12 protein-coding genes are annotated in these 11,918 nt (G+C 73.3%); 6 read left to right on the top strand and 6 right to left on the bottom strand.

Annotation, left to right across the window (positions count from 1 at the left end; genetic code table 11):
- Positions 1-27 precede the first annotated feature (27 nt).
- Together DQ241_RS08585 and DQ241_RS08580 are read right to left on the bottom strand one after the other, a co-directional pair.
- Positions 28-897 (bottom strand): RNA polymerase sigma-70 factor, encoded by an 870-nt coding sequence (locus tag DQ241_RS08585; protein WP_113829750.1) that lies wholly within the window; start codon positions 895-897, stop codon positions 28-30.
- On the bottom strand, positions 894-1,484 hold the full coding sequence (locus tag DQ241_RS08580) for a carboxymuconolactone decarboxylase family protein (protein ID WP_113829749.1): 591 nt from the start codon (positions 1,482-1,484) through the stop codon (positions 894-896). The genes DQ241_RS08585 and DQ241_RS08580 overlap by 4 nt, the downstream gene beginning before the upstream one ends.
- Before the next feature lie 176 nt (positions 1,485-1,660).
- On the opposite strand from DQ241_RS08580, the gene helR reads away from it, so the two are divergent.
- On the top strand, positions 1,661-3,802 hold the full coding sequence (gene helR, locus DQ241_RS08575) for an RNA polymerase recycling motor ATPase HelR (RefSeq protein ID WP_113829748.1): 2,142 nt from the start codon (positions 1,661-1,663) through the stop codon (positions 3,800-3,802).
- On the opposite strand, the gene DQ241_RS08570 is transcribed toward helR, so the two are convergent.
- Positions 3,789-4,355 carry a hypothetical protein gene (locus tag DQ241_RS08570; RefSeq protein WP_113829747.1) on the bottom strand — a complete coding sequence of 189 codons (567 nt, stop codon included), beginning with the start codon at positions 4,353-4,355 and terminating at the stop codon, positions 3,789-3,791. The genes helR and DQ241_RS08570 overlap by 14 nt on opposite strands.
- Before the next feature lie 305 nt (positions 4,356-4,660).
- On the opposite strand from DQ241_RS08570, the gene DQ241_RS08565 reads away from it, so the two are divergent.
- From DQ241_RS08565 to DQ241_RS08550, 4 genes are all read left to right on the top strand, one after another.
- A complete protein-coding gene (locus DQ241_RS08565) occupies positions 4,661-5,800 on the top strand; it encodes a globin domain-containing protein (protein WP_113829746.1) in 1,140 nt (379 codons plus the stop codon).
- Entirely contained in the window at positions 5,797-6,561 is a 765-nt protein-coding gene (locus tag DQ241_RS08560) for a DivIVA domain-containing protein (RefSeq protein ID WP_113829745.1), read from the top strand. The genes DQ241_RS08565 and DQ241_RS08560 overlap by 4 nt, the downstream gene beginning before the upstream one ends.
- 106 nt (positions 6,562-6,667) lie before the next feature.
- The gene (locus tag DQ241_RS08555; RefSeq protein ID WP_113829744.1) at positions 6,668-6,976 is read left to right on the top strand and encodes a PspC domain-containing protein; all 309 of its coding nucleotides are present in this window, start codon (positions 6,668-6,670) and stop codon (positions 6,974-6,976) included.
- Positions 6,977-7,119: 143 nt separating this feature from the next.
- Positions 7,120-7,695: a gamma carbonic anhydrase family protein gene (locus DQ241_RS08550; RefSeq protein ID WP_113829966.1), complete on the top strand. Its 576-nt coding sequence runs from the start codon at positions 7,120-7,122 to the stop codon at positions 7,693-7,695.
- Here DQ241_RS08550 and DQ241_RS08545 read toward each other — a convergent pair.
- The 3 genes from DQ241_RS08545 to DQ241_RS08535 are packed head-to-tail and all read right to left on the bottom strand — an operon-like array spanning position 7,674 to position 11,076.
- Positions 7,674-8,453, bottom strand: coding sequence for a succinate dehydrogenase/fumarate reductase iron-sulfur subunit (locus tag DQ241_RS08545; RefSeq protein ID WP_113829743.1), 780 nt, complete (start codon positions 8,451-8,453; stop codon positions 7,674-7,676). The genes DQ241_RS08550 and DQ241_RS08545 overlap by 22 nt on opposite strands.
- Positions 8,450-10,246 carry a fumarate reductase/succinate dehydrogenase flavoprotein subunit gene (locus DQ241_RS08540; RefSeq protein WP_199584218.1) on the bottom strand — a complete coding sequence of 599 codons (1,797 nt, stop codon included), beginning with the start codon at positions 10,244-10,246 and terminating at the stop codon, positions 8,450-8,452. The genes DQ241_RS08545 and DQ241_RS08540 overlap by 4 nt, the downstream gene beginning before the upstream one ends.
- Positions 10,246-11,076 carry a hypothetical protein gene (locus DQ241_RS08535; protein WP_113829742.1) on the bottom strand — a complete coding sequence of 277 codons (831 nt, stop codon included), beginning with the start codon at positions 11,074-11,076 and terminating at the stop codon, positions 10,246-10,248. The genes DQ241_RS08540 and DQ241_RS08535 overlap by 1 nt, the downstream gene beginning before the upstream one ends.
- A 206-nt stretch (positions 11,077-11,282) precedes the next feature.
- Between DQ241_RS08535 and DQ241_RS08530 the strand changes: the two genes are divergently transcribed.
- Complete coding sequence (locus DQ241_RS08530) at positions 11,283-11,900, top strand: hypothetical protein (protein ID WP_233492319.1); 618 nt, start codon at positions 11,283-11,285, stop codon at positions 11,898-11,900.
- Positions 11,901-11,918 lie beyond the last annotated feature (18 nt).

Here is an 11,918-nt window from a genome sequence, read left to right as displayed (position 1 = left end):
TCTCCCCGCTGAGGGCCGCGGGCTCGATCACCGCCGCAGCTCGGCTACGGAGTCGAGCCTGCCGAGTTTTCTCGGGTTCCGCATGGCGTACATGCGGGTGATCCGGCCGGCCTGGACGACGAACGCGATCGCCGTGTCGAACTCGCCGCCCGGGTCGATCCGCGCGCCCACGGTCCCGTTGAGCAGCGGCGTGGTGATGGGCACGTCCGGGACCAGCTCCGCGAACCGGGACAGCGCGTTGGCGACCCGCCGCCCGCCGGCGATCGGGCGCAGGGCCGCCGGCGCCAGCCCTCCGCCGTCGGCGAGCACGACGACGTCGGGCGCCAGCACGTCGAGCAGTCCCTGCAGGTCCCCGGCGGTGAGCGCGGCGAGGAACCGCTCCACGACCTGCTGCTGCTCGGAGCGGCTGACCGCCATCCGCGGCCGGCGCGCCGCCACGTGCTCCCGCGCCCGGTGCGCGATCTGCCGCACCGCGGCGGCTGTCTTGCCCACAGCGGCGGCGATCTCGTCGTAGGGCACGTCGAACACCTCGTGCAGCACCAGGACAGCCCGCTCGGTGGGCCCCAGCGTCTCCAGCACGGTGAGCATCGCGATGGAGACGCTCTCGGCCAGCTCCACGTCCTCGGCCACGTCCGGGCTGGTCAGCAGCGGCTCGGGCAGCCACTCGCCGACGTAGTCCTCGCGCCGTCGCGACACGGTGCGCAGCCGGTTCAGCGCCTGGCGGGTGACGATCCGCACCAGGTACGCCCGCGGGTCGTGCACCGCGGCCTGGTCGACCGCCGCCCACCGCAGCCAGGTCTCCTGCACCACGTCATCGGCGTCGGCGCCGGAACCGAGCAGCTCGTAGGCGACGGTGAAGAGCAGGCCGCGGTGGGCGAGGAACGGGTCGTCGGTCATGCCGGGGTGGCGCCCTCGGTGGCGGGAGCGGCCAGTGGCGGCAGCCCGCAGGACGCCGCGAACTCCTGCGACCGGATGCCGAGGGCGACGTTCCCGCGGGCGCTGGAGTTCATGAAGCCGATCCGGGCGGTCAGCTCCACGAGCGCGGGCGCACCGAGCTGCTCGAGCAGCGCCGCCGACAGCTCGTCGGTCACGGTGATGGGCGTCGCGCTCATCGCCTCGGCGTACTCCATGACCTGCCGCTCCAGCGGGGTGAAGACGGCGGACTCCCGCCAGCGCGGCACCTCCCGCGCCTTCGCCTGGTCGAGGCCGCGGTCGTGGGACATGAAGTAGTGGAGGTCCAGGCAGAAGCTGCAGCCGATGGCACCGGCCGCGGCCATGCTCGCGAAGGTGGCCAGGTGCGGATCCAGCCGGTTCCACGAATCGACCTTGCGGCCGAACGCCATCGAGTCCTTCAGGACGGCGGGGTAGTGCCACATCACCGCCGCGCCCTCCGGCACCGAGCCGAGGAGCTTGCGGCTGATCGCCTTGAGCAGGGTGCCGTAGAGGCCGGTGATCTCGGTCGCGGGGATGCGGGTGCTGGTCATGTCTCCTCCAGGTCGTCGATCCGGGTCGACATGGAGACACCGGCCCGAGGCCGGCTGTGACACCTGGTGGAGGGGGAAGGCCATGGCCGCGGGCCCACGGTTCTCTTCCCACTTCAACGTATAGCCGACCCCGGGGCTTGCGGCAAGACCGGGGGAGGGGTGGAGCATCGCCCGCCGTGAGCGCCCTGACCACCGCCCCGTTCGACCTCCCCGACCACCTCGCGGCCAAGGACGACCCCGCCCTCATCGCCGCCGACCAGCAGTTCTTCGCCGCCATGACCGCCGGCCTGGACGAGGCGATCGCCCGGCTGACCGAGCGGCTCGACGCCGAGCGCCGGGCGCCGGGTGGATCCGGTCAGGAGGCCCTGGACCGCGACCTCGAGATCCACCGGCTCACCTCCCGGCTGCGCACCCTGCGCCGGTTCGGCCTCGACCTCTGCCTGGGCCGCATCGTCGGCACCGACGGTGGCGAGCCGCTGTACATCGGCCGGCTCGGGCTCACCGATCCCGACGGCCGCCGGCTGCTCGTCGACTGGCGATCGCCGGCCGCGGCGCCGTTCTTCGCCGCCACGCACGCCGACCCCATGGGCCTGGCCAGCCGCCGCCGGTACCGGTGGACCCGCGGCCGGATCACCGACTACTGGGACGAGGTCTTCACCGCAGAAGGCCTCGAGGGGCACGCCGCGCTGGACGACCAGTCCGCGTTCATCGCCAGCCTGGGCAGCGACCGGTCACCCCGCATGCGCGACGTCCTCGGCACCATCCAGGCCGACCAGGACGCGATCATCCGCGCGGGTTCCGACGGCGCCCTCGTCGTCGACGGCGGGCCGGGCACGGGGAAGACCGTCGTCGCCCTGCACCGCACCGCCTACCTGCTGTACGCCGACCAGCGGCTGGCCGCGCGCGGCGGCGTGCTGTTCGTCGGCCCGCACGAGCCCTACCTCGCCTACGTCTCCGACGTCCTGCCCGGTCTCGGCGAGGAGGGCGTGCGCACCTGCACGCTGCGCGACCTCGTCCCCGAGGGCGCCACGGCGGCGGAGGAGGGCGACCCGGACGTCGCCCGGCTCAAGGCGGGGGTGGACGTCGAGGCGGTGGTCGACGCCGCCGTGCGCTTCTACGAGCAGCCACCTCCCCGCGGGCTCGTCGTCGAGACGCCGTGGTCGGACCTCCGGCTCGGCCCCGACGACTGGGCCGAGGCGTTCGAGGCCCCCGACCCCGGCACCCCGCACAACGACGCGCGGGAGCAGGTCTGGGAGGCGCTGCTCACCGTCCTGGAGGACAAGGCCGCAGACGAGGACGACGGCGAGCTGCGGGAGGTGCTCGCTCGGGACCGCGAGCTGCGGGCGGCGTTCTCGCGGGCGTGGCCGCTGCTGGAGCCGGCGGAGCTGGTCGGGGACCTCTGGTCGGTGCCGGCCTACCTGCGCACGTGCGCCCCGGAGCTGACGGCCGACGAGGTCCGCACGCTGCAGCGCGCCGACGCATCGGCGTGGACGGTGCCCGACCTCCCGTTCCTGGACGCCGCCCGCGCCCGGCTCGGCGATCCGGAGAACTCCCGCCGCGCCCGTCGCGCCGAGGCCGCCGCGGCGTTCGAGCGCGCGCGGATGGCCGACGTCATCGACCACCTGATCGAGGCCGACGACTCCGAGCTGCTGCTGATGACGAGCCTCCGGCACGCGGACCTGCGCGACGCCCTGGTCGACGAGGCAGCGCTGCCCGCGGCGACGCGCGACCTGCTCGCCGGACCCTTCGGGCACGTGGTCGTCGACGAGGCGCAGGAGCTGACCGACGCCGAGTGGCAGGTGCTGCTCCGGCGCTGCCCGTCCGGCAGTTTCACGATCGTCGGCGACCGGGCCCAGGCGCGGCACGGCTTCGCCGGGTCGTGGCAGGAGCGGCTGGCGCGGATCGGGCTGCGCGGCGTGGAGGTCGCCTCGCTGAGCATCAACTACCGGACGCCGGCCGAGGTCATGGCCGAGGCCGAGCCGGTCATCCGGGCCGCGCTCCCGGACGCGAACGTCCCGACGTCGGTGCGCAGCAGCGGCGTCCCGGTCCGCCACGGGACGACGGCGGAGCTGCCCGCGGTCCTCGCGCAGTGGGCGGCCGAGCACGCCGAGGGGATCGGCTGCGTCATCGGCTCCCCGTCGTTCCGGGGGACCGACCGCGTCCGGTCGCTGACCCCGGTGCTGGCGAAGGGGCTCGAGTTCGACCTGGTCGTCCTCGTGGACCCCGACGGGTTCGGTGCCGGCGTCGAGGGCGCCGTGGACCGCTACGTCGCGATGACCCGGGCGACCCAGCAGCTCGTCGTCCTTACGAGTCCGTGAGACCGGCGAGGAAGCGTTCGACCACCTCGGTCCACCGCTGACGGGCGGCGTCGTTCAGCTCGGGGGTGGCCAGCCCGATCTGGGTGGCGACGAGCGACGCCGTCCCGTTCCTCTTCGGCTCGCTGGTGACGACGACCGACGACCCGTCCGCGGCCTTCGTCCGCCAGGTGATCCGCCGGTCGGTGCCGCTGACCTTGGGCGCCTCCGGTACGACGACGTCCCGGACGACGGGGTCGTCGGTGGCGAACGCGACCCAGCGGTCCATCAGATCCCGCATGGCGAAGGGCGTGGCCCGGCTGACGCTGGTCTGGAAGGTGCCGTCGGGGCGCTGGCCGGGGACCCGCCGGCCGATGTGCTGCTCGTAGGCGACCGTCACCGACTGGGTCCACCAGCCCACCCGTTCCACGGTCCCGTCGAGCTGCTCGTAGACGCGAAGGGCGATCTGGGAGTGGTCCAGATCCGCAGCACCGATGCCCTCGAAGAAGCGCATCCACTCGTCCCACGCGCGACCGGTGGCCCGCTCGACCGGTCCGATCCGGGGGTTCTCCGCCACGGCTGCCTCCTTCCCGCCCCTGCATGCTCGCCGGTCCCGGGGGATCGTGGAAGAGAGGAGAGGCTTCACGCAGAGTCGCCGTGATGCATCGCTCCGTGACGAGTCGTGGTCAGCCGTCACCCTCGTTACGCTCTCCGTAGTCGCTCCGTCCGACCGGCGTGACCGATCGGAGGGCCACGCAGGTACAGCACCGACGTCACGGGGGAGAGCAGGAGCAGTGATGTCGTTCCACCACCGTCCCGACCAGCAGGGCACCCGAAGGCCGACCGCCGGCTGACCGCGGTCCGCACCCGAGGAGACCTGTCGTGGACATCCCAGCCATGCGGGCCAACTTCGCCAAGGCCGCCGCGGCCGGCGACGAGGCGCCGCTGTACTTCTACGCCCACCTGTTCCTGACCCACCCGGAGACCCGGAGCATGTTCCCGGTCTCGATGGCCCACCAGCGCGACCGGTTGTTCGCCGCCCTCGGGGAGGTCGTCGCCCGCGTCGACGACCTGCCCTCGCTGGTGCCGATCCTCCAGCAGCTCGGTCGCGACCACCGCAAGTTCGGCGCGCTGCCGGCCCACTACCCGGCCGTCGGCGCCAGCCTGCTGGCCACGCTGCAGCACTTCGACGACGAGTGGGACGAGCAGCTGGCCGCCGACTGGGCCGCCGCCTACGAGCTCGTCGCCCAGGTCATGGTCGAGGCGGCCGAGGAGGCCTCCGACGAGCCGCCGTGGTGGAAGGCGGAGGTCGTCAGCCACGAGCGGCGCACCTTCGACACCGCCGTCCTCCGGCTGCGCCCGGAACCGGAGCTCACCTGGCTGCCGGGCGACTCCATCTCCCTGGAGAGCGACCTGCGGCCGCGGCTGTGGCGCTACTACTCGCCGGCCAACGTGCCGCGGGAGGACGGGCTGCTCGAGATCCACGTGAAGGCGCACGACGGCGGCCCGGTCAGCGGCGCGCTGGTCCGCCAGGCCGGCGAGGGCGACATCCTGCGGCTGGGCCCGCCGGTCGGGCACCTGGCGTTCGACCCCGACTCCGACCGCGACCTGCTGCTGGTCGCCGGCGGCACCGGCTGGGCGCCGGTGAAGGCGGTCGTCGACCAGATCGCGCGGCACGGCCCGCCGCGGCGGGTGGACCTGTTCCTCGGTGCCCGCACCGAGGACCACTTCTACGACCGGGCCGAGCTGGCCCGGCTCGACCGGGAGCACCCCTGGTTGTCGGTCACGCTCGCCGTCTCCGACGACAAGGAGTCCGACCTGGAGCACGGCGACGTCGGGGAGGTCGTCCTGCGGCACGGCCCCTGGCTCAGCCGCGACGCCTACGTCGCCGGGCCGGCCGCGATGGTGGAGGACACCGCCGGCCGGCTGCGCGCCTCGGGCCTGCGCAGCGAGCGCATCAGGACAGAGATCTTCGCCCCCAGCCGGCCGGGGCCCAGCGCAGACGGAGAGGTGACCGAATGACCAGCACCGAGAACGGTTCCAGCCGCAGGATCAGCCCGGCCGACGTGCAGGACGTGCGCTTCGACCGCGGGACGATGCTGCGCCCGGGGTACAGCGAGGACCAGGTCGACCGGTTCCTCAACCGGCTCGGCGAGGAGCTGGCCCGGCTGCACGCCGAGAAGGCCGAGCTGCGCGACCGCGTGCACGCGCTGCAGGCCCAGGTGGAGGGCGCCGCCGAGGCCCCGCTGCCGCCCAGCGAGCAGGCGGTCCGGCTGCTGGCCACCGCGCAGCAGACGGCGGACGCCTACGTCGCCGAGGCCGAGGACTTCAGCCGGCAGGTCACCGCCGATGCCCGCGCGCAGCACGAGGAGCAGCTCCGCCACGCGCGCGAGACGGCCGGCGCGATCATCCAGGCCGCGCAGGAAGCCGCCACCCGCATGACCGCCGAGGCCGGGCCGGCCGCCGCGCCCAGCGGGCTCACGCCGCAGGAGCTGGAGGACCAGGTCGCCTACCTCAAGGCGTTCGCGCAGGCCTGCCGCGTGCAGCTGCGCTCCTACCTTGAGGCGCTCCTCACGGACGTGGAGAACGAGTGGGGACGCGCCGACCCCGGCGCGCTGCCGCAGCCTCCGGGACGGGCCCCGAACCGGCCCGCACCCGCGGCGAACGTCGCCCGCGAGCTGCCGCCGGACGACGGCACCGGGCCCATGCCGGCGATCGAGGCCGGGTCCCAAGCGGAGGCCGGGACCGGGCAGGACGCCGAGGCCCTGGCCCACCGCGGCTGACCCGCCGGTCGGGGACCTCCCTGGGGTCCCCGGCCTCCGGGAACCGGGGACGGATCAGGGCGTCACCCGATGGTCGGGGACGGCGGTGGCGCGGCAGGTTGGTGGCATGACTGCACCCCTGAACCCCGCCCCCGCCCCCGCTCGCCCGGTCCTGCGCCGCAGCGGCACCGACCGCATGGCCGGTGGCGTCTGCGGCGGCCTCGCCGAGTACAGCGGCATCGACGCCGTGCTCTGGCGGGTCGGCTTCGTGTGCTTCGCGTTCGTCGGCGGGTCCGCCGTCCTCCTGTACCTGCTGCTGTGGGTGCTGCTCCCGCCGGCGCCGTCCGCGGCGGACGAACCGGTCAGCGCCGCGGAGCGGCTGGCCCGCCGGATCAACGGCGCGGTGTCGGGCAGCCGGCAGCGCCCGGCCGCCTGAGGCCGCGGCGTGCCCGTGAACCCGTGGACCGTCCCGGTGTGGACGTCCGCCCTCCGCGCGACCCCGTCAGCGGCGCGGCCGAACCCCTCCTCGGACGCGCCCGTCTCCGCGACACTCGACGGCACGACCGGGAGGCGCGGGAGATGGCGGACAACTACATCGCGGAACTGCACTTCGGTGCGCCGAAGATCGACGACGAGGCGTTCGTGGCGCCGACCGCGGTGGTGGTCGGCGCCGTCACGCTGAACGCCGGGGCCAGCGTCTGGTACGGCGTCGTGATCCGGGCCGACGAGGAGACCATCGTCATCGGACCCGGCACGAACGTGCAGGACGGGTGCGTGCTGCACTCGGACCCCGGCTTCCCGCTGCAGGTGGGTGGCGGGGTGACCGTCGGCCACCGGGTCGTGCTGCACGGCGCCCGGATCGACGACGACGTCCTGGTCGGGATGGGCAGCATCGTCATGAACGGTGCGCACATCGGCGCGGGGTCGATCGTCGCGGCCGGGGCGGTCGTCCCGCCGAACGCGACCGTGCCCCCGGGGTCGGTCGTCGCCGGCGTCCCGGCCAAGGTCGTGCGGCCGACCACCGACGAGGACCTGGCGCACATCCGCGCCGACGCAGCGAGCTACACCAGCCGGCTGGGGGCCGCCCGCAGGGTGCGGCCGGTGGTCCGCCGGCCGCTGCCGCCGGCGGGCACCTACTTCGGCGACGGTCCCTGACCGGGGTCACCGCGCCGCCGGCCGATCCGCGACCCCAGCCAGGTGAGCGGGTCGAACCTCCGGTCGACCACCCGCTCCTTGAGCGGGATGATCCCGTTGTCGGTGAGGTGGATGCCCTCGGGGCAGACCTCGCTGCAGCACTTGGTGATGTTGCAGTACCCCAGGCCGAAGGAGTCCTGCGCCGCGTCCCGGCGGTCGACGACGTCCAGCGGGTGCATGTCCAGCTCGGCCAGCCGGATGAGGAACCGGGGCCCGGCGAAGGCCGCCTTGTTCTCCTCGTGGTCGCGGATGACGTGGCAGGTGTCCTGGCAGAGCCAGCACTCGATGCACTTGCGGAACTCCTGCGAGCGCTCGACGTCGACCTGCTGCATCCGGTGGTTGCCGTCGGGGTCACGCGGCCGGGGGGTGAACGCGGGCACCTGGGCGGCCTTGTCGTAGTTGAAGGACACGTCGGTGACCAGGTCGCGGATCACCGGGAACCCGCGCAGCGGGGTGACGGTCACGGTCTCGTCCTCGCCGAACGTGCTCATCCGCGTCATGCACATCAGCCGCGGCCGCCCGTTGATCTCCGCGCTGCACGACCCGCACTTGCCGGCCTTGCAGTTCCACCGGACGGCGAGGTCGCCGGCCTGCGTGGCCTGCAGCCGGTGCACCACGTCGAGCACGACCTCGCCCTCGTGCACCGCGACGGTGAAGTCCTGCAGATCGCCGCCGGAGGCGTCCCCCCGCCAGACCCGGAACCGCGCGTCGTAGCTCATGCGGTCTCCTCGAAGATCTCCGCGAGCTCGGCGGGCATCTCGGGCAGCGGCTGCCGCGCCAGCGCCACCGAGCCGTCGGGCGCGCGCGAGCAGATCAGGTTGGTCCGGGCCCACCCGGCGTCGGTGGCCGGGAAGTCGTCCCGTGTGTGCCCGCCGCGGCTCTCCTCCCGGGCGAGGGCGGCGCGGGCGATGCACTCGCTGACCAGCAGCATGTGCGGCAGGTCCAGGGCGAGGTGCCAGCCCGGGTTGTACTGCCGGTGCCCTTCCACGGAGAGGGTGGCGACCCGCTCCTGGAGCTCCGCGATCCGCGCGAGGGCCTGCTCCATCTCCGGCGCGGTCCGGATGATGCCGACCAGGTCGTGCATCGTCTGCTGCAGGTCGTGCTGGACGGTGTACGGGTTCTCGCCACCCTCCCGCTCGAACGGGGCCAGCGCCGCGCGCGCCGCCTCCACCAGGTCGGCCTCGGCGAGGGCCACCGCCCCGCTGCGCTTGACGGCGTGCTCCGCCGCGGCCAGCCCGGCCCGCCGGCCGAAGACCAGCAGGTCCGACAGCGAGTTCCCACCGAGCCGGTTGGACCCGTGCATGCCCCCGGCGACCTCACCGGCGGCGAACAGCCCCGGCACGCGGGAGGCCTCGGTGTCGGGGTCCACCTCGACCCCGCCCATCACGTAGTGGCAGGTGGGGCCGACCTCCATCGGGTCGGCGGTGATGTCGACCTCGGCCAGCTCCTTGAACTGGTGGTACATCGACGGCAGCCGCTTGCGGATGTACTCCGGTGAGCGGCGGGAGGCGATGTCGAGGAACACCCCGCCGTGCGGCGAGCCGCGGCCGGCCTTGACCTCGCTGTTGATGGCCCGGGCCACCTCGTCGCGGGGGAGCAGCTCGGGTGGCCGCCGGTTGTTCTTCTTGTCCTCGTACCAGCGGTCGGCCTCGTCCTCGGTCTCCGCCGTCTCCTTGCGGAAGAAGTCGGGGATGTAGTCGAACATGAACCGGTTGCCCGCCGAGTTCCGCAGCACGCCGCCGTCGCCCCGGACGCTCTCGGTGACCAGGATCCCGCGCACCGACGGCGGCCAGACCATGCCCGTCGGGTGGAACTGGACGAACTCCATGTTGACCAGCGTCGCGCCGGCCTGGAGCGCCAGGGAGTGGCCGTCGCCGGTGTACTCCCACGAGTTCGAGGTGACCTTGTAGGACTTGCCGATCCCCCCGGTGGCCAGCACCACCGAGGGCGCCTGCCAGGCGACGAACCGGCCGCTCTCCCGCCAGTAGCCGAACGCTCCGGTGACGCCCTCGTCGTCGGTGAGCAGCCGGGTGATCGTGCACTCCATGAAGACGTCGATGCCGAGCGCGACCGTGCGCTGCTGCAGCGTGCGGATCAGCTCGAGTCCGGTGCGGTCGCCGACGTGCGCCAGCCGGGCGTACCGGTGCCCGCCGAAGTCGCGCTGGCTGATCAGCCCGTCGGGGGTGCGGTCGAACAGCGCGCCCCAGTCCTCCAGCTCGCGCACCCGGTCCGGCGCCTCCTGGGCGTGCAGCTGGGCCATGCGCCAGTGGTTGAGCATCTTCCCGCCGCGCATGGTGTCGCGGAAGTGCACCCGCCAGTTGTCCTCGGGGTAGAGGTTGGCCATCGCCGCGGCGATCCCGCCCTCGGCCATCACGGTGTGCGCCTTGCCGAGCAGCGACTTGCAGACGACGGCGGTGCGCGCCCCCTGCTCGTGCGCCGCGATCGCGGCCCGGAGCCCCGCCCCGCCCGCCCCCACGACGACGACGTCGTACTCGTGCCGCTCGAGCTCCATCAGAAGAACCTCAGGTCGCTGATCGTGTCCGTGGCCAGGAGGAAGACGTAGAAGTCGGCGAACGCGACGGTGAACAGCGACGCCCAGGCGTACTGCATGTGCCGGGCGTTCAGCCGGGACACCAGCGTCCACGCGCGGTAGCGCAGCGGGTGCCGCGAGAAGTGGTTCAGCCGGCCGCCGACGATGTGCCGGCAGGAGTGGCAGGACACCGAGTACAGGAACAGCAGCACGGCGTTGACCAGCAGCACCAGGGTGCCCAGGCCCATGTGCCCCCACTCGCCGCTCTCGTCGCGGAAGCCCCGGATCGCCTCGTAGAACAGGATGACGTTGAAGACGAGGGCGGCGTAGAGGAAGTACCGGTGCACGTTCTGCCCGAGCAGCGGCAGCCTGGTCTCCCCGGTGTACCGGCGGTGCGGCTCGGCGACGGCGCACGCGGGCGGCGCCAGCCAGAACGACCGGTAGTACGCCTTCCGGTAGTAGTAGCAGGTCAGCCGGATCCCCAGGGGCAGCACCAGGATGTAGATCGCCGGTGAGATCCAGGCCGGGCCCGTGACGAACTCCGGGAAGCTGTCGCCCTCGCAGCGGGTCGTGATGCAGGGCGAGTAGAACGGCGAGATGTAGGGCTCGGCGTAGTAGTGCGCGTTCTGGAAGGCGCGGAACGTCGAGTAGGCGATGAACAGCACGAGCACCCCGACGGTGACCAGCGGTTGCAGCCACCAGCGGTCGGCGCGCAGCGTGCGGGCGGTGATCGCCGCGCGGCGCGGCGGGGGCATGCCGTTCCCCGAGCCGGGGACGACGGCCCCGGTGCCGCGCGGCGCGGTCGCGGTCACCGGACCGCCCGGCCCGGTCCGCCGTTCCCGGCGGGGGCCGCCTCCTCGTCCTGCGCGCACGCCATGCGGGCTCCCGGGTGCTGCTCGTCGTCGAGCGTCCTCCGACGAGCGCAGTGCACCACGGACACCGGGCGGGGGAAAGGGATCTGGGAACGGCGCGTGCGCCAGGATGGGACGCGCCCCCTCCGATCCGACCAGGAGCTCCCGTGACGTCGTCCTCGCAGCCGCAGCCGGCCGCCATGCACGTGCCGGCCTTCGCCATCTCCCAGCGGATCACCGTGATGGTCAACCGCTACGAGATCCGGGCGCTGAACCCCGACGGCAGCGAGGGCCACCTCCTGGCGTTCGCCCAGCAGAAGCGGATGAAGCTCAAGGAGGAGGTGGTCTTCTACGCCGACGAGTCGAAGAGCCGGCCGGTGTTCTCCTTCACGGCCCGCCAGCGGCTGGACGTGCGCGCCGAGCACGACGTGCGCGACGAGTTCGGCACCGTCATCGGCTACTTCAGCAAGCAGTTCGGCGCCAGCCTGCTGCGGTCCACCTGGAACCTCTCCGCACCGGGCGTGGACGCGATCGGGCGGGAACGGCGGCCGGTCATCGCGATCCTCCGCCGGTTCTGGGAGCTCATCCCGTACCTGGGCGACGTCTGGGTGCCGTTCGTCTTCCACTTCGACTTCCAGGACACCGCCACCGGCGCCGTGGTCATGACCAGCGAGCGGCGCAAGGCGATCCGCGACCGCTACGTCGTCACCGTCCCGGACCCGCGGCTGGACTTCCGGGTGGCCGCGTCGATGGCCGTCGCCCTCGACGCGCTGCAGAGCCGCTGATCGCGGGGGCGGCCGGGG

The organism is Blastococcus sp. TF02A-30, assembly GCF_003319185.1.
Taxonomy (GTDB): Bacteria; Actinomycetota; Actinomycetes; order Mycobacteriales; family Geodermatophilaceae; genus Blastococcus.
The sequence above is the reverse complement of the archived record's forward strand: the minus strand, read 5'-3'. Positions and strand labels throughout refer to the sequence as shown.